The 26,595-nt window shown below is 52.7% G+C and carries 27 protein-coding genes; 19 read left to right on the top strand and 8 right to left on the bottom strand.

Annotated features, from left to right (window positions below):
* The first annotated feature begins 155 nt into the window (after positions 1 to 155).
* From dksA to panC, 14 genes are all read left to right on the top strand, one after another.
* Positions 156 to 611 (top strand): RNA polymerase-binding protein DksA, encoded by a 456-nt coding sequence (gene dksA / locus AC1MKH_RS04085; RefSeq protein WP_002463986.1) that lies wholly within the window; start codon positions 156 to 158, stop codon positions 609 to 611.
* 74 nt (positions 612 to 685) lie between these two features.
* The gene (gluQRS, locus tag AC1MKH_RS04080) at positions 686 to 1,576 is read left to right on the top strand and encodes a tRNA glutamyl-Q(34) synthetase GluQRS (protein ID WP_276221652.1); all 891 of its coding nucleotides are present in this window, start codon (positions 686 to 688) and stop codon (positions 1,574 to 1,576) included.
* A 62-nt stretch (positions 1,577 to 1,638) separates the two neighbouring features.
* Positions 1,639 to 3,039 carry a polynucleotide adenylyltransferase PcnB gene (gene pcnB / locus AC1MKH_RS04075; RefSeq protein WP_276221785.1) on the top strand — a complete coding sequence of 467 codons (1,401 nt, stop codon included), beginning with the start codon at positions 1,639 to 1,641 and terminating at the stop codon, positions 3,037 to 3,039.
* Positions 3,036 to 3,515: a 2-amino-4-hydroxy-6-hydroxymethyldihydropteridine diphosphokinase gene (gene folK, locus AC1MKH_RS04070; protein ID WP_276221655.1), complete on the top strand. Its 480-nt coding sequence runs from the start codon at positions 3,036 to 3,038 to the stop codon at positions 3,513 to 3,515. The genes pcnB and folK overlap by 4 nt, the downstream gene beginning before the upstream one ends.
* A 509-nt stretch (positions 3,516 to 4,024) precedes the next feature.
* Positions 4,025 to 4,600: a fimbrial protein gene (locus tag AC1MKH_RS04065; RefSeq protein ID WP_276221657.1), complete on the top strand. Its 576-nt coding sequence runs from the start codon at positions 4,025 to 4,027 to the stop codon at positions 4,598 to 4,600.
* 200 nt (positions 4,601 to 4,800) lie between these two features.
* Entirely contained in the window at positions 4,801 to 5,373 is a 573-nt protein-coding gene (locus tag AC1MKH_RS04060; RefSeq protein ID WP_276221659.1) for a fimbrial protein, read from the top strand.
* Positions 5,374 to 5,436: 63 nt separating this feature from the next.
* On the top strand, positions 5,437 to 6,180 hold the full coding sequence (locus tag AC1MKH_RS04055) for a fimbrial chaperone (RefSeq protein WP_276221661.1): 744 nt from the start codon (positions 5,437 to 5,439) through the stop codon (positions 6,178 to 6,180).
* A 30-nt stretch (positions 6,181 to 6,210) separates the two neighbouring features.
* Positions 6,211 to 8,832, top strand: coding sequence for an outer membrane usher protein (locus AC1MKH_RS04050; protein WP_276221663.1), 2,622 nt, complete (start codon positions 6,211 to 6,213; stop codon positions 8,830 to 8,832).
* Positions 8,829 to 9,401 (top strand): fimbrial protein, encoded by a 573-nt coding sequence (locus AC1MKH_RS04045; protein ID WP_276221665.1) that lies wholly within the window; start codon positions 8,829 to 8,831, stop codon positions 9,399 to 9,401. Before AC1MKH_RS04050 ends, AC1MKH_RS04045 begins: the two co-directional genes overlap by 4 nt.
* Before the next feature lie 12 nt (positions 9,402 to 9,413).
* Positions 9,414 to 10,010 carry a fimbrial protein gene (locus tag AC1MKH_RS04040; RefSeq protein ID WP_276221667.1) on the top strand — a complete coding sequence of 199 codons (597 nt, stop codon included), beginning with the start codon at positions 9,414 to 9,416 and terminating at the stop codon, positions 10,008 to 10,010.
* A 6-nt stretch (positions 10,011 to 10,016) separates the two neighbouring features.
* On the top strand, positions 10,017 to 10,589 hold the full coding sequence (locus AC1MKH_RS04035) for a fimbrial-like protein (RefSeq protein ID WP_276221669.1): 573 nt from the start codon (positions 10,017 to 10,019) through the stop codon (positions 10,587 to 10,589).
* Between the two features lie 26 nt (positions 10,590 to 10,615).
* A complete protein-coding gene (locus AC1MKH_RS04030) occupies positions 10,616 to 11,836 on the top strand; it encodes a fimbrial protein (RefSeq protein ID WP_276221672.1) in 1,221 nt (406 codons plus the stop codon).
* A 117-nt stretch (positions 11,837 to 11,953) separates the two neighbouring features.
* On the top strand, positions 11,954 to 12,745 hold the full coding sequence (panB, locus tag AC1MKH_RS04025) for a 3-methyl-2-oxobutanoate hydroxymethyltransferase (RefSeq protein ID WP_276221786.1): 792 nt from the start codon (positions 11,954 to 11,956) through the stop codon (positions 12,743 to 12,745).
* A gap of 11 nt (positions 12,746 to 12,756) precedes the next feature.
* Entirely contained in the window at positions 12,757 to 13,608 is an 852-nt protein-coding gene (panC, locus tag AC1MKH_RS04020) for a pantoate--beta-alanine ligase (protein ID WP_276221673.1), read from the top strand.
* Positions 13,609 to 13,634: 26 nt separating this feature from the next.
* Here the strand turns inward: panC and AC1MKH_RS04015 are convergent, their stop codons facing one another.
* Positions 13,635 to 14,549 (bottom strand): Rpn family recombination-promoting nuclease/putative transposase, encoded by a 915-nt coding sequence (locus AC1MKH_RS04015; protein ID WP_276221675.1) that lies wholly within the window; start codon positions 14,547 to 14,549, stop codon positions 13,635 to 13,637.
* Between the two features lie 274 nt (positions 14,550 to 14,823).
* On the opposite strand from AC1MKH_RS04015, the gene panD reads away from it, so the two are divergent.
* The gene (gene panD, locus AC1MKH_RS04010) at positions 14,824 to 15,204 is read left to right on the top strand and encodes an aspartate 1-decarboxylase (RefSeq protein WP_015965876.1); all 381 of its coding nucleotides are present in this window, start codon (positions 14,824 to 14,826) and stop codon (positions 15,202 to 15,204) included.
* A 5-nt stretch (positions 15,205 to 15,209) separates the two neighbouring features.
* On the opposite strand, the gene AC1MKH_RS04005 is transcribed toward panD, so the two are convergent.
* The 4 genes from AC1MKH_RS04005 to AC1MKH_RS03990 form a co-directional block, all read right to left on the bottom strand.
* On the bottom strand, positions 15,210 to 16,457 hold the full coding sequence (locus AC1MKH_RS04005) for a polysaccharide deacetylase family protein (RefSeq protein WP_276221679.1): 1,248 nt from the start codon (positions 16,455 to 16,457) through the stop codon (positions 15,210 to 15,212).
* A gap of 61 nt (positions 16,458 to 16,518) precedes the next feature.
* Entirely contained in the window at positions 16,519 to 16,959 is a 441-nt protein-coding gene (locus AC1MKH_RS04000; RefSeq protein ID WP_276221681.1) for a PTS sugar transporter subunit IIA, read from the bottom strand.
* A gap of 101 nt (positions 16,960 to 17,060) precedes the next feature.
* On the bottom strand, positions 17,061 to 17,831 hold the full coding sequence (locus tag AC1MKH_RS03995) for an ABC transporter permease (protein ID WP_276221683.1): 771 nt from the start codon (positions 17,829 to 17,831) through the stop codon (positions 17,061 to 17,063).
* Entirely contained in the window at positions 17,828 to 18,754 is a 927-nt protein-coding gene (locus tag AC1MKH_RS03990; protein WP_276221685.1) for an ABC transporter ATP-binding protein, read from the bottom strand. Before AC1MKH_RS03990 ends, AC1MKH_RS03995 begins: the two co-directional genes overlap by 4 nt.
* A gap of 105 nt (positions 18,755 to 18,859) precedes the next feature.
* On the opposite strand from AC1MKH_RS03990, the gene can reads away from it, so the two are divergent.
* On the top strand, positions 18,860 to 19,522 hold the full coding sequence (gene can / locus AC1MKH_RS03985; protein ID WP_149463140.1) for a carbonate dehydratase: 663 nt from the start codon (positions 18,860 to 18,862) through the stop codon (positions 19,520 to 19,522).
* 92 nt (positions 19,523 to 19,614) lie between these two features.
* Here the strand turns inward: can and hpt are convergent, their stop codons facing one another.
* Positions 19,615 to 20,151, bottom strand: coding sequence for a hypoxanthine phosphoribosyltransferase (gene hpt, locus AC1MKH_RS03980; protein WP_015965881.1), 537 nt, complete (start codon positions 20,149 to 20,151; stop codon positions 19,615 to 19,617).
* A gap of 205 nt (positions 20,152 to 20,356) precedes the next feature.
* Between hpt and AC1MKH_RS03975 the strand changes: the two genes are divergently transcribed.
* Positions 20,357 to 22,747, top strand: a complete 2,391-nt coding sequence (locus tag AC1MKH_RS03975) for a glucose/quinate/shikimate family membrane-bound PQQ-dependent dehydrogenase (RefSeq protein ID WP_276221689.1) — start codon at positions 20,357 to 20,359, stop codon at positions 22,745 to 22,747.
* Positions 22,748 to 22,900: 153 nt separating this feature from the next.
* On the opposite strand, the gene AC1MKH_RS03970 is transcribed toward AC1MKH_RS03975, so the two are convergent.
* Both AC1MKH_RS03970 and cueO read right to left on the bottom strand, forming a co-directional pair.
* Complete coding sequence (locus AC1MKH_RS03970; protein ID WP_276221690.1) at positions 22,901 to 23,419, bottom strand: hypothetical protein; 519 nt, start codon at positions 23,417 to 23,419, stop codon at positions 22,901 to 22,903.
* A 138-nt stretch (positions 23,420 to 23,557) separates the two neighbouring features.
* On the bottom strand, positions 23,558 to 25,120 hold the full coding sequence (gene cueO, locus AC1MKH_RS03965; RefSeq protein WP_276221787.1) for a multicopper oxidase CueO: 1,563 nt from the start codon (positions 25,118 to 25,120) through the stop codon (positions 23,558 to 23,560).
* A 146-nt stretch (positions 25,121 to 25,266) separates the two neighbouring features.
* Here cueO and AC1MKH_RS03960 point away from each other — a divergent pair, with 146 nt between their 5' ends.
* Positions 25,267 to 25,614 (top strand): YacC family pilotin-like protein, encoded by a 348-nt coding sequence (locus AC1MKH_RS03960; RefSeq protein WP_015965884.1) that lies wholly within the window; start codon positions 25,267 to 25,269, stop codon positions 25,612 to 25,614.
* A gap of 103 nt (positions 25,615 to 25,717) precedes the next feature.
* Positions 25,718 to 26,578, top strand: a complete 861-nt coding sequence (gene speE / locus AC1MKH_RS03955) for a polyamine aminopropyltransferase (protein ID WP_276221693.1) — start codon at positions 25,718 to 25,720, stop codon at positions 26,576 to 26,578.
* The last annotated feature ends 17 nt before the right edge of the window (positions 26,579 to 26,595 follow it).

The raw sequence follows: 26,595 nt of genomic DNA, 5'->3' as shown, positions 1-26,595 counted from the left end.
AAGTGTTCGGGCTGCGTCGCAAATACGCTTTTCCTCACAGCATTGTCAAGTGTTACGTTTAGATAATTGCCATACGGAATCGCATCTGCTATTTATAGCGGCCTGATTTTTCCCCCGAACACGGGGATCGATAGTGCGTGTTAAGGAGAAGCAACATGCAAGAAGGGCAAAACCGTAAAACATCGTCCCTGAGTATTCTCGCCATCGCTGGGGTGGAGCCGTACCAGGAGAAGCCGGGCGAAGAGTATATGAACGAAGCCCAGCTGGCGCACTTCCGTCGTATTCTGGAAGCATGGCGTAATCAACTTCGGGATGAAGTCGATCGCACCGTTACACACATGCAGGATGAAGCAGCCAACTTCCCGGACCCGGTTGACCGTGCAGCCCAGGAAGAAGAGTTCAGCCTCGAACTGCGTAACCGCGATCGCGAGCGTAAGCTGATTAAAAAGATCGAGAAAACGCTGAAGAAAGTAGAAGACGAAGATTTCGGCTTCTGCGAATCGTGCGGTGTCGAAATTGGCATCCGTCGTCTGGAAGCGCGTCCGACTGCCGATCTGTGCATTGACTGCAAGACGCTGGCGGAAATCCGCGAAAAACAGATGGCCGGCTAACCAGCGCTAACGACCATAACTATTCTCAAGGCGGGAGCGATTCCCGCCTTGCCGTTTTTATAGACTCTATAAGCATGTCATCACAACCTTACATCGGGCGATTTGCCCCCTCCCCATCCGGTGAGCTGCATTTTGGTTCGCTGATAGCCGCGCTTGGCAGCTATCTCCAGGCACGCGCCCGGCAGGGCCGCTGGCTGGTCCGCATTGAAGATATCGACCCCCCTCGTGAAGTTCCCGGTGCCGCAACCACAATTTTGCGCCAGCTGGAACATTATGGGCTGGAGTGGGACGGTGATGTGCTGTGGCAATCGCAGCGCCATGATGCCTATCGCGAGGCGCTGGCCTGGCTGCATCAGCAAGGGCTCAGCTATTACTGCACCTGCACCCGCGCACGCATTCAGAGTATTGGCGGTATGTATGACGGGCACTGCCGGGATTTAGCCCTCGGGGCGGAAAACGCCGCGCTGCGTATTCGTCAGAATGAGCCTGTGCTGGCGTTCCACGATAACCTGCGCGGTGAAATTATCGCCGACCCGCGACTGGCCACGGAAGATTTTATTATTCATCGCCGTGATGGTCTGTTTGCCTATAATCTTGCTGTTGTGGTTGACGATCGCTTTCAGGGCGTGACGGAAATTGTCCGCGGCGCAGATTTAATCGAGCCGACGGTGCGCCAGATTTCTCTCTATCGCCATTTTGCCTGGCCCGAGCCCGAATATATTCATCTGCCGCTGGCGCTCAACGCAGAAGGCGCTAAACTTTCCAAGCAAAATCATGCGCCTGCCTTACCACAAGGAGATCCTCGTCCAATTTTAACCCAGGCGTTACGCTTTTTAGGGCAGGACGTTGTGGCGCAGTGGCAGGATCTTACGCTTGCTGAATTGCTGAAAAATGCTGTAGATAACTGGACGCTTGACACTGTGCCGGAAAGGGCGATTGTAAATCCGCCATTCTCAAATGCATGATGCTGAGCTATGATTAGCCGCTATTTTTTTAGTCCATAAGACTGACACTACCGAGGTGTACCATTTTTACCCGAGTCGCTAATTTTTGCCGCAAGGTGCTAAGCCGTGAGGAAAGCGAGGCTGCCAATGCCGTCGCCCGTCCTCAAATGACGGTCATTCCGCGCGAGCAGCACGCTATTTCCCGCAAAGATATCAGCGAAAACGCCCTGAAGGTTCTCTATCGTCTGAACAAGGCGGGTTACGAAGCCTATCTGGTCGGTGGCGGTGTTCGTGACCTGCTGCTGGGCAAAAAACCGAAAGATTTCGATGTCACCACCAGCGCGACGCCGGAACAAGTGCGTAAACTGTTCCGCAACTGCCGCCTGGTCGGCCGTCGCTTCCGTCTGGCCCACGTCATGTTTGGCCCGGAAATCATTGAAGTCGCCACCTTCCGTGGGCACCACGAAGAGACGCAATCTGACCGTACCACCTCTCAGCGTGGGCAAAACGGCATGCTGTTGCGCGATAACATTTTCGGTTCCATCGAAGAAGATGCCCAGCGCCGCGATTTCACCATCAACAGCCTTTATTACAGCGTGGCCGATTTTACCGTTCGTGATTACGTCGGCGGTATGCAGGACCTGGAAGAAGGCGTGATTCGCCTGATCGGCGATCCGGAAACGCGTTATCGCGAAGATCCGGTGCGAATGCTGCGCGCCGTGCGTTTCGCTGCCAAGCTGAGCATGCGCATCAGTGAAGAGACCGCCGAGCCGATCCCACGTCTGGCGACGCTGATTAACGACGTCCCGCCAGCGCGCCTCTTTGAAGAGTCGCTGAAACTGTTGCAGGCAGGCTACGGCTACGATACCTATAAGCTGCTGCGTGAATACAATCTGTTCCAGCCGCTGTTCCCGACCATTACTCGCTACTTCACTGAAGAAGGCGACAGTGCGATGGAACGGATCATCAGCCAGGTCTTCAAAAATACCGATAACCGCATCCGTAACGATATGCGTGTGAACCCGGCGTTCCTGTTTGCGGCGATGTTCTGGTATCCGCTGCTGGAGATGGCGCAAAAAATCACCCAGGAAAGCGGCCTGACCTATCACGATGCGTTCGCATTGGCAATGAACGACGTGCTGGATGAAGCCTGCCGATCGCTTGCCATTCCAAAACGCATTACCTCACTGGTTCGCGATATCTGGCAATTACAGCTGCGTATGTCTCGCCGCCAGGGTAAACGTGCGTGGAAGTTAATGGAGCATCCGAAATTCCGTGCCGCCTACGATTTGCTGGCGCTGCGCGCCGAAGCGGAACGCAACACGGAGCTGCAACGTCTGACCCAATGGTGGGGCGAATTCCAGGTGGCCGCGCCGCCTGCGCAGAAAGACATGCTTACCAACCTGGATGACGAGCCGGATACCCGCCGTCGCCATCGTCGCCCGCGCAAACGCGCGCCGCGTCGCGAGAGCAACAACGCATGACCCTTGCGTATATCGCAATCGGCAGTAATCTGGCCTCTCCGCTGGAGCAGGTCAATGCGGCAATTCAGGCGCTGGGCGAGATCCCACAAAGCCGAATTGTCGCGCTCTCTTCTTTCTACCGCACCCCTCCGCTCGGGCCGCAGGATCAGCCAGACTACCTGAACGCCGCCGTGGCGCTGGAAACCTCTCTTGCCCCTGAGGCACTGCTCGACCATACCCAACGCATCGAATTGCAGCAGGGCCGCGTACGTAAAGCGGAACGCTGGGGGCCCCGCACGCTGGACCTTGATATCATGCTGTTTGGCGATGCAGTGATTAACACCGAGCGTTTGACGGTGCCGCACTACGATATGAAGAATCGTGGGTTTATGCTGTGGCCGCTGTTTGAGATTGCGCCGGAGCTGGTGTTTCCGAATGGTGAGACATTACGCCAACGCCTTGCAGTAATAAAAGCCCCCTGCCCTTCTCGCTGGTAATCTTTCCGTTACATCGCCTGTACAGCACGGGCGGCGGTTTTAGTAAGATTATTTTAATCTTTATTGTTAATGTTTACATTTTACTGAATATCCCTTGACTCCAGGAAATTATATTTTCTTAATTCTCATTTAAATATAATTAATGGTTTGCTGCAATCAATACACCATAGCAAATAATATTCATAATCAAAATATATAACAACAACAAAATACACACCGCAAATATATTATAACTTCTTAGCAAACCCTAACAAACACGAAAATACCACCTGTACTTTCATGACGTTAGGATAAAACCTGAGCCATCCATCCCCATTTTGAAATCATCAAAGCAAAAATATGATAAAAAAAGAAAATATAACCATATGAAATTTAATGCAAACAACGAATGAAACATAATTTAACATTGAATTTGTGAATTTTACAAAAAACAAAGTCATCGGTATAACTGCGCCGAGAAGTATCATTACTGGTTATTTTTCTATCTATTGTTTAATAAGGATATTTTAATGGCAAAACAAAAACTCGCTCTTGGCATTCTCTTTTCTCTCGTTTCATTACCGGCGTTAGCGCTGGATGGAGGGCAACTCGATTTCTCCGGTTTGGTGAGTGATAACACCTGTAACCTGCACGTCAATGGGGGGGCACAGGATGGGCAAATCAGCCTTGCAACCGCAACCACCACGGAGGTAAACGCTGCCGGGGTGGTGAATGCTGTAACCACAGGCGCTAAGCCAGAACCCTTCTCCATCACGGTAGATTGCTCCGCAAATACGCCCGCTTCTGCTGAAGCTAATCTGAACATGAGTTCAGTCTTTTTCAGTAACAGTCAGGGCACACTCAATAACGATATGTCTGTGAGTCAGGCGGCAAACGGGGTGGCAATTGCTGTTCACTATCAATCTGCCGCCAGCACATTTGAGCAAGTCAAAATTAATGACAGTACCGATACAAAGAAACTGACATTAACGAACGGCAAAGGTACCTATAACTTCCAGGCTTCCTCTGTCAAACAGGCAGCATCTACTCCTGTCGTTGCGGGTTTTGTTAAGACCAATGCTGCTTACACGATAACGTATCCTTAAAGAGTCGCGCTATTCTTCGCACGGTAACACGATATACCGTGCGAAATAGCGAGAAAAAACCAAAAACATACAAATAATGAATAACTAAATAATTCGCAGAGCTTTCATTCAACGTGATTATTTTTCTTCAGTTTCGGCGTTATTTATAATCCGCGCAGGTGAATACCATCACCTCCATAAACTTTTATAAGGATATTTTTATGTTGAAGAAAAGCGCTATTGCTGCGGCATTAGTTATGTTTACCAGTTCGGCCTTCGCGCTGGATGGCGGCCAACTGGATTTCGCAGGTCTGGTGAGTGATAACACCTGTAACCTGCACGTCAACGGTGGTGCACAGGATGGGCAAATTGGCCTGGAAACCGCAACAACAGCTGAAGTTAACGGTGCTGGCGTAGTCAATGCTGCCGCTGTTGGTGCGAAAGCTGAGCCATTCTCCATTACGGTGGACTGCTCAGCAAACTTGCCCCCGGCCGCTGAAGCCAAACTGAATATGAGTTCGGTCTTCTTCAGTAACAGCCAGGGCACCCTGAATAACGATATGTCCGTAAGCCAGGCGGCAAGCGGCGTTGCCATTGCCGTTCACTACGTTCCAAGCGCTGGCACCTACGAACAGGTCAAAATTAACGACAGCACCGATGTTAAATCCCTCACGTTAACCAACGGTAAAGGGACCTGGAACTTCCAGGCGTCTTACGTTAAGCAGGCATCGACGATTCCTGTCGTTGCCGGGTTTGTGAAAACCAACGCGGCTTATACGGTGACTTACCCGTAATTCATGATACCGACCAGGCAGTCGATGTCGGGCTGCCTGTATAACCTCATTAAGGATATCGTTATGACCAGGACGCGTCAGTTACTCCTTGCTTCACTTTTCACCTGCGCAGGCGCATTAGCCAGCTTTTCCGCCTGTGCCGATATTGTGCTTTCCGGCACGCGTATTATTTACAACGCGGGCCAGAAAGAGGTTTCCCTACGTATGGAAAACAAAGGCACCCGCCCGCTACTGGTGCAAACCTGGATTGATACCGGCAGCGAAAACGCGGACCCCAGCACCATCACCGTGCCTTTTACCGTCACGCCGCCGGTCTCTCGTGTGGACGGTAAACGTGGGCAGACGGTGAAAATCGCCTGGAATACCAGCCAAACCTTGCCTGCCGATCGCGAAAGCGTTTTCTGGTTCAATGCGCTGGAAGTGCCACCCAAAATGAGCGAAGCCGATGCTCAGGGGAAAAATATCCTGCAGTTGGCTTTCCGCACCCGCATCAAACTGTTTTACCGTCCGGCTAACCTGACCGGTAGCGCACCGGACTCACCGAAACAACTGACCTGGCATCTGCAATCCTCTGGCGGAAAAGTCGTGCTTCAGGCCACTAACCCAACGCCGTATCACGTCTCTTTTAGCGGCATTAGCCTGATTTCGGGTGGAAAAAAATACACCGTAGACGCCACGATGGTCTCCCCGAAAAGCAGCGCTGATATGACGGTGAAAGGTCTGAGCACGGCACCTGCTGGCGCGACGATTGAATATACCGCCATCAACGACTTTGGCGGCGCCATTGACGGCAAAGTGAAGCTTTGACGTGCTGACTGAATACGCAGGGATTGCACAATGACGACGCCTTTCAACGGCACAAAACTTCCCCTCTCTCCACTCGCCTGTCTGGTGGCGTGCAGTCTGCTGCCCTGCGCGCAAAGCGCCGTGGCGGCAGAGGAAGCCGTTGAATTTGATAACACCTTCCTGATGGGCGCCGGTGCCAAAAACATCGACGTTGATCGCTACAGTGATGGCAATCCCGCTTTGCCTGGTCGTCACGACGTTAGCGTGTTTATCAACAATAAACCGACCAGCAACCTGTCTGTCGAGTTTATTGAAATAGCAAAAAGCCGTAGCGCCAAACCCTGTATCTCTGCCAACACGCTGCTACAACTGCATATTCGCCAGCCGGATAATCTCGACGATACCGCGATTTTGCAAAAACGGGACAGTGCAGCACAGGACTGTCTTAATCTTGAGGTCGCCATTCCCCAATCCAGCCTCAGCTATAGCAGTAACGATCAGCGGCTGGACATTAATGTTCCCCAGCTCTGGCTGCAAAAAACCTACGCCAACTATGTGGATCCTTCCCTGTGGGACGAGGGGATCAACGCGGCAATGCTCTCTTACACGCTGAATGGCTGGCGCAGTGAGTCGCCAAATCAAACCTCAGAGAGTACCTATGCCGGGTTGATGGGCGGCTTTAATTTATGGGGATGGCATTTCCGGTCGCACGGCAACTATTCGTGGGACCAGGACAACGGCGGCAGCTTCGAGTTTCAGGATAAGTACCTGCAACGTGATATCACCAGGCTGCAGTCGCAACTGGTTGTCGGTGAAACCAACACCACGGGCGAAACCTTTGATTCCGTTCGTATTCGTGGGGTTCGCCTCTACAGCGAAAGCCGCATGCTGCCGCCGACGCTCGCCTCTTATGCGCCGGTGATCCGCGGGGTCGCGAACTCCAACGCCAAAGTGACGATTACCCAGAACGGCTACAAGATTTACGAAACGACGGTGCCACCAGGCCCCTTTGCTATCGATGATTTGTCGCCAGCCGGGTTTGGCGCAGACCTCGAAGTTACTGTCACCGAGTCTGACGGCTCACAGCGGACGTTCACCCAGGCCTATTCGTCGGTGATCCAGATGATGCGCCCCGGCGTGGGCAAATGGGACATCAGCGCGGGTGAAGTCAAAAAAGATGAGCTGAAGGACAAGCCCAACCTGATACAGGGAACGTACTACTACGGGTTAAGCAATACCTTTACCGGCTATACCGGCCTGCAAATGACCGATAACGGCTACTGGGCCGGGCTGTTAGGGCTTGGGATGAACACCTCATTGGGGGCATTTTCTCTGGATGTGACGCAGTCGCACACCGAAATCCCCAACGACAAAACCTATGAAGGCCAGAGCTATCGTATTTCGTGGAACAAATATTTTGCGCCGACCGAAACGTCACTCAACATTGCAGCGTATCGCTACTCGACAAAAAACTATCTCGGCCTGAACGACGCCTTAACGCTGATTAACGCCGCTAACCATCCTTATGATGATGGCTACAACGGAATCGTCTCCTATGGGCGTATGAAAAACCAGTTCAGCGTCAGCCTCAACCAGACGTTAAAAAATGGCGATCAGGATTATGGTTCCTTCTATTTGAACGGGACCTGGACGGACTACTGGGTCACTAATGAATCGCAGAGTAGTTTTGCGTTTGGTTACAGCAACGGCTTTGACTGGGCCAGCTACAGCGTCAGCCTGCAACGTACCTATGACGAAGACAATAACAAAGATGACTCTATCTATCTCAGCTTGACCATTCCGCTGGACAAACTGTTTGGCCGCGATAGCCGAGAAGGAGGGTTCAGAACGCTCAATACCAGCGTCAACAGCGATATGAAGGGCAGTTCGCAATACAACGCTAACGCCACCGGCTACAGCAGGGACAACCGCTGGAACTACAGCGTCAACACCTCTTATAACGCAATGAAAGAGACGGAGAGCCTGAAAACCGTCAGTGGCTTCACCAGCTATGAGTCGCCCTGGGGAACCCTTTCTGGTTCCGTCTCCGCCAGTAGTGACCACAGTCGTCAGTACGGCGTGAGCACCGATGGCGGCTTTGTGTTACACCGCCACGGGCTAACGTTCAGTAACGACAGCTTTACCGATTCAGACACGCTGGCGCTGGTTAACGCGCCCGGCGCGAAAGGGGCGCAAATCAACTTTGGCAGCAGTACCGTTGACCGATTTGGCTACGGCGTGACCAGCGCGCTCTCGCCGTATCACGAAAATACCGTCGCCCTCAATGTGGACAACCTGGATGAAGATGTGGAACTGAAAAGTACCAGCACCGTCGCGATCCCGCGCCAGGGGGCGGTTATCTTCAGCCAATTCGACACCGATACCGGGCGCAGCGCCATTCTCAATCTGCTGCGCAGTGATAAGCAGCCCGTACCGTTTGCTTCCGATGTGACGGACAGCAGCGGGAAGTCCATCGGCACGGTTGGGCAGGGGAGCCAGGCTTTCGTTCGCGGTATTGCCGACGAAGGGGAACTGGTGGTTTCCTGGTATGAGAAAAATAGCCAGCAACAGTGCCGCATTCACTACCAGATACCGCCCTCTCCCACCATGACGGGCAAAACCATTGTATTAAATGCAGTTCCCTGCACCCTGCAATCACAGGAGAGGAAATGAGATCCTTTTTACGGTTAACCCTGTTACTGACGACGCTGCTCAATGCACCGTGGGTATTGGCCGTCGATATGTCGGTTAACTTTACCGCGACTATCAAAGAGACCACCTGCGCGATGACGGTGAGTGCGCTCAATGGCGCGAATCTCAGCGGTGACTCATCGTCAGAGAACTACTTTCTGGATTTACCGACGATGGGGGTTTCCGATGTCACCAATAAAACTTCCAAAACCGAAGCCAGCTTTAAGCTATTGCCGATTAACTGTAATAACTACATCTCCAGCATGTCGATGACCATTGGCGGTAAACACAGCGGTTATACCGACTCGTTACTGGTGAATGATTCCTCGCTAACAGGCGGAGCCAGTTACATTGGCGTGGGCTTTAAACGGCTTAATGATGATGACAGCCTGCGGTTTAAAGTGGATGGAACGACGCCTATTAACTGGACACGCAACGATATCGCCAACGGCTTTGATATTACAGGGATAGTTCGCCGGACAACCAATTCTTACAACATGATACCCGGCGTGATTCAGACAAAAGCGATATTCGTTTTTACTTATAACTAACAGGGATAGTGTATGAATTATCAACGCATAATTGTGGCGCTACTGTTGATCATCGGAATAAACACGCAATGCCTGGCCGGTTCCAGTACGTTGAACGTGACGGTGAGGACAACCGTTACCGCCAGTACCTGCACAGCAGAACTTCACAACGCGCAGGACCTGCAAGCGACAACTATCGATATTGGCGATGTCTATCTGAACGAACTCGCGAATAAGACTAAATATCAGAATTTCAGCCTGGTGTTTTCAAATTGTGAAGGTTTAGCCAAAGATCAGGCCAAAGTTACCCTCTCGCCACAAACCGGATGCGATGGCGCTTCCAGCACGGGCGGCGGATTTCGCAACGCCCTGGCTTCCAGCAACGATGATGCTGCAACCGGCGTATCGATTGAAGTATGGACAACCAATCAGCCGGAAGGTCAGGGAAGTGTGCAGCTAAACTGCAAAACAAAACCGACCAGCATTGTGGATCTAACGGGCGCTGCGGGCATGAACATCGTTCACTGGTGGTTAAGCGCCAGAATTGTCGTCGCCACAGACAATACCATCGCCGATGTACGCGCGGGACAGTTCTCCACTAACGCTGTCTTTTCAGTAACCTATGAGTAAATGACGATGAAATCACTTTTTCGCCTGTTCGTCACCAGCTTATGGCTTATATCAGGGGTCTGCGTCGCCAATACCAACATTAATATGACCGCCAACGTTGTCAGCACCAGTTGCAAGGTCACGCTCGATAATAGTGGGAGCATTGATTTAGGCACGGTGGATTACAACTATCTGAACACGAATACTTCCGTTGATCGCGTTTATACCGGAGGTCAGTCGTTCTACATTACGGTCAGCGACTGCGCGCAGGTTGCAGGGAAGAATCCTTCACGTCTTACGGTGAGTTTTACGCCCGTCGCCGGCACCCTCGGCGCAACCAATCAGCAAGTTTTCGCCAATCAGGCTGCCAATGGCGCTAAAAACGTCGGCATCGTGATTTTATCCACCCAGGATGCGCAAAGTATTTTCAATGTGCTGAACACCCACGGCCAACCGCAAAGTATTTACCCCGTGAGCGCGGATCAGTTAGCCAATGCCACCTACCATTTTTATGCTCGGATGCAGAAGATCGATCTGGCACAAGCCGTGACCGGCGGCTTAGTAAGAGCCAGCGTGTTTGTGGGTGTTTATTATGAATAATGTTATTCGTTCTCAAGGATGATGAAATGAACCGTTTTCTGTTACCCAAATGGGGCAAAATACTTCTGCTTTTACTGCCCTTATATTCAGGCTACCTGCAGGCCGCAAATACATTGATTGTTGGCAGTAAAACAACCGTTGATGGTGGTGGTAGTGAGAAAAACAAAGGTCCGGCTGGTGATGGTTATTCCACAACCACTTTTACTACGGGCAACAGCCAGGTGGTGATCGGACGCGCCACAGCACTGCAATACAGTAATGTAAAAATCCAGCTACAGGCCGATACCGCTGGCAATGGTAATACGGGGGTCATTTACTGCTCCCCTGGCGGTATGGGCGGACAGATTTCACTGGAGAGTCATTTTATTAAAAGCCCGTATATCTACAATGGTCACCAACTTTTGAAAACCAACATGCAAGGGCTGTATTTCACCATGCGCATGTATAATCTTTGGTCGTATGCCACGACGTCACCAGACGACTTTTATATCGGTGATACTAATCCGCAATCACTCAACCTTCACTCAACAAGCTGCCCGAGCGATCTTGGCTGGTATCAGACCCTTGGTGGCTTAGTCTCTAATATCGACATCGACTTTTATAACGACGCTACCTTCGATCCTGACACCAGCGGCAGTATTGCCCTGCTGAGTGATACCACCTATCACTACGCGTTGAAAAACCAGTCTCCGGGCGGAAACCTCAATACCCACACTATTTTTCAGACCTTCAATATGGGGAATGTCACATTAACGTCTCCAACCTGTACGTCGGCGATACTCTCCGGCAGCAGCGTCAGTAAGGGCGATACGGTAGGGTTGGGTGAATACAGTTCGAAAGAGGTTATCGACGGTGTAAATGGCGTGCCTTTTTCAATTGTGCTGAAAGGGTGTTATCGGGTGACTAACATTGAGGTCAAACTGACCACCGGGGCGCCTGCAGTATCAACCTCACTATTGGGAAACTCGCTGACAACAGATGCCGCCAGCGGCGTAGGCGTAGAAATTAAAGGCGAGTCCAACTCGCATTATCCGGAAGTGGTGCTCAAGCCAAACGACGCCTCCTCAATCTATAAAGCGTATGGCGATAACCCGGATACCTCAAACGGTATTATTGGCAGTAATGCTTCGGGGTCTCCGTCCGATCAAACACTGAATTTCACCGCGACGCTCAAGCAGGATGGTAATCAGCAAATCCAGGGCGGAGATTTCAAAGCGACGGGCGTCTTCTCCATCACCTACCCCTGAGTAAAATCCCGGCAGCTAACGCTGCCGGTTTTGACCATAAAGGGCTAACACTCATCACTCACATCCCCTACAATGCGCCAATCCTATCGATAACACTTATGGCTAACAGGGGTTATGATGAAACCGACCACCATCTCCTTACTGAACAAATACAAACAAGAAAAAAAACGCTTCGCCACCATCACCGCTTACGACTACAGCTTCGCCAAACTGTTTGCTGACGAAGGTCTGAACGTGATGCTGGTCGGCGATTCGCTGGGCATGACCGTTCAGGGGCATGAATCCACCCTTCCCGTGACCGTTGAAGACATCGCCTATCACACCGCCGCCGTACGTCGCGGCGCGCCAAACTGCCTGCTGCTGGCTGACCTGCCGTTTATGGCCTATGCCACACCGGAACAGGCGTTTGCAAACTCGGCTATCGTGATGCGCGCGGGCGCGAACATGGTCAAAATTGAAGGCGGTGCATGGCTCGCCGACACGGTTAAAATGCTGGCCGAACGTGCTGTGCCAGTGTGCGGCCATCTGGGACTAACGCCGCAGTCGGTCAACGTCTTCGGCGGTTATAAAGTGCAGGGGCGCGGCGATGCGGGCGAGCAGTTGCTGAGCGACGCGCTGGCGCTGGAAGCCGCAGGTGCACAACTGCTGGTGCTGGAATGTGTGCCGGTTGAGCTGGCGAAACGTATTACCGAAGCGCTTACGATCCCGGTTATCGGTATTGGTGCAGGCAACGTCACCGACGGGCAGATTCTGGTGATGCACGATGCGTTCGGTATTACCGGCGGTCATATCCCTAAATTTGCCAAAAATTTCCTTGCCGAAACGGGCGACATCCGCGCGGCGGTGCGGCAGTATATGGCTGAAGTCGAGTCCGGCGTTTATCCGGGCGAAGAACACAGTTTCCATTAAGGAGTCACGTTGTGTTAATTATCGAAACCCTGCCGCTGCTGCGTCAACATATCCGCCGTCTGCGTATGGAAGGCAAGCGCGTGGCGCTGGTGCCCACCATGGGCAATCTGCATGATGGTCATATGAAGCTGGTTGATGAAGCGAAAGCGCGGGCCGATGTGGTAGTGGTCAGTATTTTCGTTAACCCGATGCAGTTTGATCGCCCGGAAGATCTGGCGCGCTACCCGCGCACTTTGCAGGAAGACAGCGAAAAGCTGAACAAGCGCAAAGTGGATCTGGTTTTCGCGCCGTCAGCCCAGGAAATCTATCCTCAGGGCACCGAAAACCATACCTTTGTTGATGTTCCGGGTCTCTCGACCATGCTCGAAGGCGCCAGCCGCCCGGGGCACTTCCGCGGTGTCTCCACCATCGTCAGCAAGCTCTTTAACCTGATCCAGCCGGATATCGCCTGCTTCGGCGAGAAAGATTTCCAACAGCTGGCGCTCATTCGCAAGATGGTTGCCGACATGGGCTTCGATATTGAAATCGTGGGCGTGCCGATTATTCGCGCCAAAGATGGCCTGGCGCTCAGTTCACGTAACGGCTACCTGACGTCAGATCAGCGTAAGATCGCCCCTGGGTTGTATAAAGTGCTCAGTAACGTGGCAGAAAAACTGCAAAACGGTGAACGCGACCAGCCGGAAATCATCGCCATCGCCGAGCAGGAACTGAATGAAAAAGGCTTCCGCGCCGACGACATTCAGATCCGCGATGCCGATACCCTGCTCGACCTGACCGACAGCAGCAAACGTGCGGTGATCCTGATGGCCGCATGGCTCGGACAGGCGCGCCTGATCGACAACAAAATGGTCGAATTAGGCTGATTGACCGAAACTGGCGCTGACGACGGTTAGCGCCAGTCGGGGATTTTGTCGATTTCTTCGCGGGTTAAGTCGGTCATCTCCGCAACGAGTTCTGGCGACATGCCGCTTTTCAGCATACGGGCCGCAACCCGATGCGTGGCATTGCTTTCGCCTTGCTGCATGCCTTGTTCTAATCCCTTCATTATTCCCTGCTCTTCAAGCCACTCAGCAACAGTCCCCATTGTTTTCTCCTTCGGCAAGCGCCTTCCCAGTTCACGGTAGAATATTTTCGGCTGGTCAGTATGACCACGCAGCAGCATATAGTTTACCAGCGTGATTAATTGACTTTCGGTAGTGTACTCCGCACTTAAAAGGGTGACCAGATCCTCCAGCATTTTCATTAAGTCGCGCTGGCGAATATGCTTTTGCAGCAGTTCGAGTATGGCCACGCGCCGATGCTGCATAATTTCATCGTCCGGTATGGTGGTAATGTCCACCAGCGGGAAAGGTTCGCTGTACAGGCGTCGCGCCAGTTCCGGGGAGGCAAACATATCCATCCAGCACATCGAGTAGGGGTAAGGCGATGTTTTTCCCTGGTAGAAAAGGATAGGTACCACCAGCGGTAACTGCTGAAACCCCGCTTCGAGATGGCGGTGCATCGCGGCAATAGCATAGCGCATCATCCGAAAGACAATTTTCTTGCTCGGCGTGCTCTGGTGCTCGATCAAAATATGCAGATAACCTGGATGTCCCTGCATCGATACGGAGTAAAGCACGTCAGAGTACTGCTCCTGTAAACTCTCTTCGACAAAATTCCCGGATTCCAGCGTGAGCGTACTCAGATCGCAAATCGCTTTGATTTCCTCCGGCAAGTGAATATCCAGAAAATCCCGTGCCGTATCGGTGTGCGTCAAAAAGTTTTTGAATACCGCATCATGCGGCGTAGTGGCGACTGTTTCCATTATCCCGGCCTTTGTCCTGCATCCTGTACGCGCAGTATCGCTGGAACAACTGCGCGGCGTCAGCCAGGTATTGTTAGCGCCTCAAGCAGGCTCGGGATAAAAATCAACGGCATACATTCATTACCGTCAGTTTCTCGCAGCTGTACGCAAACTGTGCGAAGAAACGACACCAGATGAGTAGACACCCAACCAAAATCGGGCAATACTGCCAGGAATTTCCTGAAGCTGATATTCACATCAGCTTTGTTATCGTTATGGTAGAAAGGTAGAAGTTATGATTCGCACTATGCTGCAAGGTAAGCTCCATCGCGTCAAAGTGACCCAGGCTGACCTGCACTACGAAGGCTCTTGCGCCATTGACCAGGATTTCCTTGACGCTGCCGGTATTCTTGAAAACGAAGCCATTGATATCTGGAACGTGACCAATGGTAAGCGCTTTTCCACTTACGCGATCGCGGCAGAGCGCGGTTCCCGCATCATCTCCGTAAACGGCGCAGCAGCGCATTGTGCGGAAGTGGGCGATATCGTGATCATCGCAAGCTTCGTCACCATGCCGGATGAAGAAGCCCGCACCTGGCGTCCGAAAGTCGCTTACTTCGAAGGCGACAACGAGATGAAACGCACCGCGAAAGCAATTCCGGTTCAGGTTGCCTGATTGCCCTACCCCTGCGGCTGGTTGCTGACCAGCCGCGACATCGTCTCCAGCGAATCCGTTCTTAAGATGTAGAGTCGTTTCAACAGGAACGGATTATCCCCCGGCTTCACCTTCCCTTTCATCGTCGTCACCGCCAGATGGAACCCCGCGTCATTTGCCGCTTGCACCGCCGTGGCGTTATAGCCGCCAAAGGGGTAAGAGAGATACAGCACGTGCGGGTTGAACTGCGCCAGCGCCCGGCGCGAGCGTTTAAAGTCGAACAGAATATTGTGATAACTGCGGCTCAATAATATCGGATGACGAGAGTAGTCAACACGATGCAGGAAGTGGGTATGTGACTGGAAATCAAACACATCCTGAATCCCACGCAGTTCAGAAATACTCATAAACTGCAGCGATTTCGGGTCCCACTTTTGCGGATGCGCTTTGATGCGCGACGAGATAATAAACGCCGTCGCTTTAAAGCCGTACTGCTTCAGCACCGGATACGCATAGCGGCTGACCGATTTCAGGCCATCATCAAAAGTGATAACCACCGCCCGCGCCGGAAGATTCATTTTGTTTCGTACGTAACCTTCCAGCTGATACATACTCAGGGTGGTATAGCCCCTGTCGCGCAGCCAGGTCATCTGGTTGTTGAAAGCACGTACCGAGGTGGTGGTGGAGGTGTGGCGGAAGCGCGTATTTTCTTCATCACGCAGGATGTGATGATAGGTGAGCACGGGAATACCATTGTCGATTTGTGCATCAAGCGAGCTCACATAGGCCAGCCGATTGCCAATGCGGATTTGATACCAGGTCTGGTTTAAGCGCCCTTTCAACGCGCTCAGTATGGGATAACGCAAGTTCTCCGCCAGTGTACCGAAAGGCGCGCTGCCGGCATCCGGCGCGTTATACACCGGCGTATCTTTCCAGGTGATCAGGTTCTGATTGCTTGAAGGCCGATGTAAATCGCCGAGCCCATCCTCGACGCGCTGCCGCCCTTGTACCAGTTCAAGATGATCTTTATCGATAAATCCGGTGCCGAACCCGAAGCGAAACTCATAGTAATCCGCCGCCGTGGGCACCACATCAAGGATTTGCCCGGCGCGAATATTGCCCACCGTAATGACACGATCCCCAACCTGCGCCCAAACAGCCGCATCTTCAGTGGTTTGCATATAGCGAGGAGGAAGCCCTTGTGGGGCTGTCAGAGCAGCAGCCGCGTTGCCGGAAAGCAGCAACGTCAGCACGAATACAAAGCGCATCAACATGGATAAGAACCGCAGCAAATAACTGTCGCTATTGTAACAAAAGCGACATCAATAACTACGGTTAATATTTATACGCATCATGCAGCAGGACAAAGGGAGGATTCTTTTGCTGCTGGTGCCAAAGACTGCTGACGCCTGCCGGGCCGCGATCGACAATCGCATTACGGAAAGCCTCGCTGCTGAGCGTTTCCCGCAAAGGATAGTACTGAGCGAGTAAGGGGAAATCGATGCCGGAAATCACTTCACAGCGATCGTGCTTATGGCTCATTAAAGCCGCAACGCGGTAAGGCGCAGCCCCGGTTTTATCGGTCAGGAAAATGACGCCATCGCCGGAATCGGCCTGATGCAACGCATCACACATCATACGGCTGAGCATATTAGCGCTCATTCCGCGCCAGTAATTCACCGCCCGGCACTGAGCCAGCGGGCCAAATTTTTTCTCCAGACGCTCCAGCAGTTCCTCTGCTTTATCATCATGGCAGGCTATCACCCAACCTAACATCGCTTACCTCCCTGGTAAAAGCGTACTGTATCGGGAATAACGAGATAAGTCGGTGATAGCGGTCTACTTTTTCCCCCGGAAGAGCCGGGGGAGGCAGTAAATTAGCTGCGCAGGCCACGCCCACGCTGAATCAAATACCAGCAGAGCATGTAGAAAGCGATGATAAAGATCACCAGCACGCCGAAAGTGGTCACCAGTGGCACATCATGAATGCCGAGGAAGCCGTAGCGGAAACCGCTGATCATGTAGACGATCGGGTTCAGATGCGACAGCCCCTGCCAGAACGGCGGCAGCAGCGTCAGAGAGTAGAACACCCCGCCAAGATAGGTCAGCGGCGTCAGCACGAAGGTTGGGATCAGGCTAATATCATCAAAGGTTTTAGCGAAGACCGCATTCAGCAGGCCCGCCAGCGAGAAAAGCACCGCCGTCAGAATCAACGTTAACGCCACAAACACCCATGAATGCACCTGGAATGGCACAAAGAACAGGGAAATTGCCGTCACCAGAATGCCGACGCACAGCCCGCGCGCCACGCCGCCGCCGACATAACCGGCAATGATCACATGCGTCGGTACGGGTGCGACCAGCAGCTCTTCAATATTACGCTGGAATTTCGCGCTGAAGAATGAGGACGCGACGTTAGCATAAGCGTTAGTGATAACAGACATCATGATCAGCCCCGGCACAATAAACTGCATATAGCTAAAGCCATGCATTTCGCCGATACGCGAACCAATCAGGTTACCGAAAATAATAAAGTAGAGGGTCATGGTGATGACCGGCGGCACCAGGGTTTGCACCCAGATACGCATAAAACGGTGGATCTCTTTCGCCCAGATGCTTTTCAGCGCCACCCAATAAAGCTGCATCATGCCTGCTCTCCTTGTTTTTCATGGACCAGCGAGACAAACAGCTCTTCCAGTCGGTTCGCTTTGTTACGCATACTTAATACCTGAATGCCCTGCGCGCTAAGCTGGGCAAACACGCTGTTAATCCCTTGCTCACGCAGCACTTCCACTTCTAACGTTGAGGTGTCAACCAGTCGATACTGATAACCTTCCAGCGTCGGCAGCGGGCTCTTCGGCGCTAAGTCCAGAATGAAGGTTTCCGACTTCAGTTTAGAAAGCAGGTTTTTCATCGAGGTGTTTTCCACCAGCGTACCGTGCTGAATGATGCCGATGTTGCGGCACAGCATTTCAGCTTCTTCCAGGTAGTGAGTGGTAAGAATGATCGTGGTGCCTTTGTCGTTTAAATCCTTCAAAAAGCCCCACATTGAGCGGCGAAGTTCGATATCCACGCCCGCTGTCGGTTCATCAAGAATCAGCAGTTTTGGCTCGTGCATCAGCGCGCGGGCAATCATCAAACGACGCTTCATCCCACCGGACAACATGCGCGCACGTTCGTTACGTTTTTCCCACAAATCGAGCTGTTTTAAATACTTTTCACTGCGCTCAAGCGCATCTTTGTACTCAACGCCGTAGTAGCCCGCCTGATGAACAACAATCTGTTGTACCGTTTCAAACGGATTGAAGTTAAATTCCTGCGGCACCAGGCCGAGCTGACGTTTGGCATTGACCACATCTTTTTGCAGATCGTAGCCAAATACGCTGACCGAACCGGACGATTTATTCACCAGCGAACTGATAATGCCGATGGTGGTGGATTTTCCCGCACCGTTCGGCCCGAGCAGCGCGTAGAAGTCTCCGGCTTCCACTTGCAGGTCGATTCCGCGCAGTGCCTGGACGCCCCCAGGATAGGTTTTTTTAAGCTGTTTTAGTTCCAGTGCAATGGTCATTGAATATCTCTTTTGAATTCTTGCGTTCAATGTATGGTTTTAAAAAAAGTCGAGTTGACCTATATTAGCGCAACGCACTTACTTGGTTACAGGTCGTTAACCTCCATGAAAGACATAGATACACTCATCAGCAACAATGAACTATGGTCAAAAATGCTGGTGGAAGAGGACCCCGGATTTTTCGAGAAACTGGCGCAAGCGCAGAAACCGCGCTTTCTATGGATTGGATGTTCCGACAGCCGCGTTCCCGCCGAACGTTTAACCGGCCTTGAGCCGGGCGAATTATTTGTTCACCGCAATGTTGCCAACCTGGTCATTCACACCGATTTGAACTGTCTCTCCGTGGTTCAGTACGCGGTGGATGTGCTGGAAGTTGAGCACATCATCATTTGCGGCCACTACGGCTGCGGCGGTGTTCAGGCAGCCGTTGAAAACCCGGAGCTGGGTCTTATCAACAACTGGTTACTGCACATTCGCGATATCTGGTTCAAACACAGCTCACTGTTAGGCGAAATGCCGCAGGAGCGCCGTCTGGACACGCTTTGCGAACTGAACGTCATGGAACAGGTGTATAACCTGGGTCACTCTACCATTATGCAGTCAGCGTGGAAACGTGGGCAGAAAGTGACGGTTCACGGCTGGGCCTACGGTATTCACGACGGCCTGCTGCGCGATCTCGATGTGACGGCAACCAACCGCGAAACCCTGGAGCAGCGCTATCGCCACGGGATTTCCAACCTCAAGCTGAAACACGCTAACCACAAGTAACACCTGTTAAAAAGCCGGGCGGCGGCATCGCCTCACCCGGCTCAGGACAGGTAGGTCGGATAAGCGAAGCGCCATCCGACACCAAACGTCAATTACTCGTCCAGCAGGACCACTTTTCCGACATACGGCAGATGGCGATAACGCTGTGCGTAATCGATGCCATAACCCACCACAAACTCATCTTCAATGGCAAAGCCCACGTACTCAACCGGCACGTTCACTTCGCGGCGGGACGGTTTATCCAGCAGCGTACAGATTGCCAGTGATTTCGGCCCACGCAGGCTGAGAATTTCGCGTACTTTCGACAGCGTGTTCCCGGAGTCGATGATGTCTTCCACGATTAAAACATCTTTACCGCGAATGTCTTCATCCAGGTCTTTGAGGATCTTCACGTCACGGGTGGTGGACATACCGCTGCCGTAGCTGGAAGCCGTCATAAAATCGACTTCGTGGGAGACATGCACTTCACGGCACAGGTCAGCCATGAACATAAATGAGCCGCGCAGCAAACCCACTAACACCATTTCACTGCCACTGTCTTTATAGTGCTCAGTAATCTGACGGCCCAATTCAGCGATACGCGCTTTGATCTCCGCTTCCGGGATCATCACTTCCACAGTATGTTTCATAAAACTAACCATATGATTTTAGAGGTAAATCTATCGACATCCCGGCGCTACGCCCAGACGTCGTTCGGCAAGCGCGTCAGTATACCAGCAAATCGATTTCTCCGCTGAACTGGATAATAAAGCAAATTTTGTGATACCCGTCACACTTGTTAAATCCTATAATCAATTGAAAGCAATAATTAACAAACTGACGCGAGTATTCTCTATGGCAGAAACAAATTCACAACAACCACGGCTACTCGTGGTGCTCACGGCCGTTTTTGCGGCTATCTGTGGGCTCTATCTTCTCATCGGAGGAGGCTGGTTAGTCGCCATTGGCGGCTCATGGTACTACCCTATCGCTGGCCTGGTGATGCTGGCCGTGGCGGTGATGCTGTGGCGCAGCAAACGCGCGGCGCTTTGGCTGTATGCCGCGTTCCTGCTGGCGACCATGATTTGGGGCGTTTGGGAAGTCGGCTTTGACTTCTGGGCGCTGACTCCACGCAGCGATATTCTGGTCTTCTTCGGTGTCTGGCTGATTCTGCCGTTTGTCTGGCGTCGCCTGATTATCCCTTCCGGCGGGGCCGTTGCCGCGCTGGTTGTGGCGTTGCTGATTAGCGGTGGCATCCTGACCTGGGCTGGCTTCAATGACCCGCAGGAGGTCAATGGCACGCTGAGTGCAGATGCGACTCCAGCCGAACCGATTTCCACCGTGGCGGATCAAGACTGGCCAGCCTACGGTCGTAATCAGGAGGGGCAGCGTTTCTCCCCCCTCAAGCAGATCAACGCCGAGAACGTCCACAAGTTAAAAGAAGCCTGGGTTTTCCGCACGGGTGACCTGAAGCGCGAAGACGATCCGGGCGAGCTGACCAACGAAGTGACGCCGATTAAAGTCGGCAACATGCTTTATCTCTGTACCGCCCACCAGCGTCTGTTCGCGCTTGATGCGGCCACCGGGAAAGAGAAGTGGCATTTCGACCCGCAGCTGAATTCCAATTCCAGCTTCCAGCACGTCACCTGCCGTGGTGTTTCATACCACGAAGCGCGCGCTGAAACAGCGAGCCCGGAAGTGGTGGCCGACTGTCCGCGTCGTATCATTCTGCCTGTGAATGACGGTCGTCTGTTTGCGGTCAACGCTGAAACCGGCAAGCTGTGCGAAACCTTTGCCAACAAAGGTATCCTCAATCTGCAAACCAACATGCCGGATACCACGCCAGGCCTGTATGAACCCACCTCTCCACCGATTATCACCGATAAAACTATCGTGATTGCCGGTTCGGTGACCGATAACTTCTCAACCCGTGAAACCTCTGGCGTTATTCGTGGCTTCGACGTGAACACCGGTAAGCTGCTGTGGGCGTTTGATCCAGGCGCGAAAGATCCGAACGCTATTCCGTCGGATGAACACACCTTCACGTTCAACTCACCCAACTCCTGGGCCCCGGCGGCCTATGACGCGAAGCTGGATCTGGTCTACCTGCCGATGGGCGTGACCACCCCGGATATCTGGGGCGGCAACCGTACGCCGGAACAGGAACGCTACGCCAGCTCCATCGTGGCGCTGAACGCCACTACCGGCAAACTGGTGTGGAGCTACCAGACCGTTCACCACGATCTGTGGGATATGGATATGCCGTCCCAGCCGACGCTGGCGGATATCACGGTGAAAGGCGAGAAAGTACCGGTGATTTACGCACCGGCGAAAACCGGCAACATCTTTGTCCTCGATCGCCGTAACGGCGAACTGGTTGTTCCGGCCCCGGAAAAACCGGTTCCGCAGGGCGCGGCAAAAGGCGACTACGTCACTAAGACGCAGCCGTTCTCCGAACTGAGCTTCCGTCCGAAGAAAGATTTGACCGGCGCGGATATGTGGGGCGCCACCATGTTCGACCAACTGGTGTGCCGCGTGATGTTCCATCAGATGCGCTATGAAGGCATCTTCACCCCGCCGTCTGAGCAGGGCACGCTGGTGTTCCCGGGTAACCTGGGGATGTTCGAGTGGGGCGGTATTTCCGTTGACCCGAACCGTCAGGTGGCGATTGCTAACCCGATGGCGCTGCCGTTTGTCTCTAAACTGATCCCGCGCGGCCCAGGCAACCCGATGGAGCCGCCAAAAGACGCGAAAGGCAGCGGTACCGAAGCCGGTATTCAGCCGCAGTACGGCGTACCGTTCGGCGTTACGCTGAACCCGTTCCTGTCGCCGTTCGGCCTGCCGTGCAAGCAGCCAGCCTGGGGTTACATCTCGGCGCTGGATCTGAAAACCAACGAAGTAGTGTGGAAAAAACGTATAGGTACCCCACAAGACAGCATGCCGTTCCCGATGCCGGTTCCGGTGCCGTTTAACATGGGTATGCCAATGCTGGGCGGGCCTATCTCCACCGCAGGTAACGTTCTGTTCATCGCGGCAACCGCCGATAACTATCTGCGCGCGTACAACATGAGCAATGGTGAAAAACTGTGGCAGGGCCGTTTACCGGCAGGCGGTCAGGCAACGCCAATGACCTATGAAGCGAATGGCAAGCAGTATGTTGTCATCTCCGCAGGCGGTCATGGTTCGTTTGGTACGAAGATGGGCGACTACATTGTCGCGTATGCGTTGCCGGATAATATGAAGTAAGATTCGCTCAGACTACTGACAAAGTGCGCTTTGTTCATGCCGGATGCGGCGAAAACGCCTTATCCGGCCTACTAAACCGTGTAAATTCAATAGATTGCATAGGTAACGTAGGCCTGATAAGCGTAGCGCATCAGGCAGTTTTGCGCTTTTCATTTACTCATTCGAAAATTTCAGCGACAGAAGTGCATTTTTCATTACTGTCTGATACTGCGTAACGGCATCTTCAGGCATAGAAACCTCCCCCGTGAGCAGCTTACCGTCCCGTGACATAATCAATCTTAAATCATTGACTTTCCCCGGGAGCAGACTAAATGAAAGCAGCCATGCTTTATGCCCATCCACCACCACTTCTTCGGCCTGGGGAGCAAAATTTTTCAGGGAGTTAAGCGTCATTTCCTTGAATCTATCCAGGTGTTCAGCAGGCAAAGACTGATGCCATTGCGTAATATTAAGATATACCCGTTTTACTTCATCATAATAATTTACCTGTGGTGCTTGGGACAGTTGCAGTGTCGCTGCCATTTCCTCTGACATAACATGAAGATTTTCGGGGATTGCGATACTCAATTTAAGGTTTGGGAGAGACTGGTTTTTCAGCTTTATGTCGGCGTTAGCATTCGCAATCATAAACAAAAGCAGAAACGTCAGAATCAGATTTCGAAGTGTATTCATAAATTTCCTTTTTTGATTATTGGGGTTGTGCCTGCATTCCATTGTGTTTGCCCAGTTTATGCCTTTCAGAATGATAACTGCTCACCTGAGACTATTTTTAAGAATTTAGCCTGTATAACAAAATACAGGCGTCGCGCGTTATACCGTGGTAAAACCCAGCATCATCCCCGTATCTTCATGCTCCAGCAGATGACAGTGCGCCATATAGGCGTGCTCCTTCGGCGCATCGTGATCGAACTTCACTAACACCTCGCTGACATCGCCTTCCACGCGTACCGTATCTTTCCATCCTGCACGATGGGCCGCTGGCGGCTTGCCGTTTTCCGACACAATCCGGAACTGGGTTCCGTGAATGTGGAACGGGTGCAGCATCATGTCGCCCTTGCCAGAGATAAACCAGCGCTCATACTGCCCTTTGCTGGCGGCAAACATCGGCGTGTTCATGTCAAACGCTTTGCCGTTAATACGGTTAGCGTTGTGGAAGTCAAAACCCCCACCGCCATGATTCATATGGCCCATGTTGCCATGATCCATATTGCCGTGGCCCATCATCTGGCCGTGCTGCATATTGCCCATCGCGCCCGCGCCATACTTTTTCATCAGCGCCTGCATGCCCATCATATCGAGCATCGGGTCCATAGAAAGCTGGAGTCTGCGTTCGGTCAGGCCGTCTAATGATGGCAGAGCAGGCAGTGATGACAGCACATCCGGCAATTCGCCCGATGCGTTGATCGTGACCGGCTGTACGCGCAGAACCGAATGCGCTTTATCGAATGGCGCAACGGCCATTCCCATCTGATTGACCGGGAGCGTGACGATATCAAACGGCTTCCCGTCGCGGGTCTCGACCAGCACTTCAAAACGTTCGCCCATCAGCATCGGCAGTTCCGTCACTTTGACAGGTTCGGCCAACAAGCCTCCGTCGCTTGCCACCACATACAGCGGGCGGTTGTCGCTGGCAGCAATAGTCAGGGAACGCGCATTACAACCGTTAAGCAGGCGCAGACGCAGCCAGCCGCGCGGCGCGGCGTGCTGCGGGTAGATGGCGCCATTGGTCAGCAGCGTGTCGCCAAACCAACCGACGGCGGCAGTCATCACATCAAGCTGATAATCAATTTCACCGTCGGCACTGAATTTTTTATCCTGAATAATGACCGGCACATCATCGATGCCCCACTGCTTTGGCAGCATCAGACGACGAATATCGTCATCCTCAATCAAGACCAGCCCCGCCAGCCCCATCGCCACCTGATGCCCCGTTTTGCCATGCTGATGCGGGTGGAACCAGCAGGTTGCCGCACGTTGAGCGGGCGTGAAGGTGACCGTACGTTGGCCGCCAGGTTTAATGATGCCCTGCGGGCCGCCGTCTACCTCACCGGGTACTTCAAGGCCATGCCAGTGAACAGTGGTCTCTTCCGCCAGTTGGTTATGAATATTGACGGTGATGGGTTTCCCCTTCGTCAACTGAATGGCCGGGCCCAGTAAGTTACCGTTATAGCCCCATGTCGTGGCGCTTTTCGCACCAAACTGCGTTTTCCCCGCCTGAACGGTGAGGGTCACCTGGCTTCGCGCATCGGCGGCAAGCAAAGCGGGAACAGGAAGTGCGGGACGATCGGCGGCGAAAACCGCGCGGCTCCAGAGCGGTAATGCGCTTGCCACGCTGACGGCGGCGCTCAATTTCAGAAATTCACGACGGTGCATCATTACATCCTTTTGCTGGCTGCGGGTGAATATTTGAGCTTAAACCCTACCCTTGCGGTAAGGTCAAGTAAGAAGCGTTGAAAAAGGCTCTGCGTCCCGTCTGGAAGTGTGCTAACGTTGAATCTCGACGAGGTAAGGTAGAAGAAATGAAGACGTTTTTCCGTACAATGCTGCTTGGATGTCTGTTAGCCACGTCCAGCCACAGCTATGCATTAAGCGAGTCTGAAGCAGAAGACATGGCCGATCTCACTGCGGTGTTTGTGTTCCTGAAAAACGACTGTGGTTACCAAAATCTACCGAATGGCCAGATTCGTCGTGCCCTCGTTTTCTTTGCCCAGCAAAATCAGTGGGATCTCAGCAACTACGATACCTTTGACATGAAATCGCTTGGCGAAGACAGCTATCGCGATCTCAGCGGTATTGGCATCCCGACTGCGAAAAAATGCAAATCGCTGGCTCGCGACTCCCTGAGCCTGCTCGCCTACGTGAAGTAACTCTCTCTACCTTCCTGCTGAAAAAACGACCGTGCGCCCACGGTCATTGTTAGCTATGATGTTGCGCCTGTTTCAAAGGTGTTAACAATGGAGGGTTCAAGCGATGTCCGATAACACCGTGTGGCATGAAACGCTGCATGACCAGTTTGGTCAGTACTTTGCCGTGGATAACGTGCTTTATCATGAGAAAACCGATCACCAGGATTTAATCATTTTCGAGAACGCCGCCTTTGGTCGCGTAATGGCGCTGGACGGCGTGGTGCAAACCACCGAGCGCGATGAGTTTATCTATCACGAAATGATGACCCACGTTCCGCTGCTGGCCCACGGCCAGGCGAAGCATGTACTAATTATCGGCGGCGGCGATGGCGCGATGCTGCGTGAAGTCAGCCGTCATAAGAATGTCGAAACCATCACCATGGTGGAAATCGACGCAGGCGTAGTCTCCTTCTGTCGCCAGTATCTCCCCAATCACAATGCTGGTGCCTACGACGACCCGCGCTTTACGCTGGTGATTGACGATGGCGTGAATTTCGTCACTCAAACGGCGAAAACCTTCGACGTGATTATCTCCGACTGCACCGATCCGATTGGCCCCGGCGAAAGCCTGTTCACCTCCGCGTTCTACGAAGGCTGCAAACGCTGCCTGAACCCCGGCGGTGTCTTCGTCGCGCAAAACGGCGTTTGCTTCCTCCAGCAGGACGAAGCCCTCGACAGCCATCGCAAACTGAGCCACTACTTTGATGATGTCAGTTTCTATCAGGCGGCAATTCCCACCTATTACGGCGGCATTATGACCTTCGCCTGGGCGACCGATAACCCGGCAATGCGCCATCTCTCAACAGAGATTATCCAGGCGCGCTTCCACACCGCGAAGCTTGCGTGTCGCTACTACAATCCGGCCATTCACACCGCGGCGTTCGCGCTGCCGCAATATCTACATGACGCACTGTCCGCACAGTGACGCTAAGGGGGTGAGGA

The organism is Pseudocitrobacter sp. CD920760, assembly GCF_057782505.1.
The sequence above is the reverse complement of the archived record's forward strand: the minus strand, read 5'-3'. Positions and strand labels throughout refer to the sequence as shown.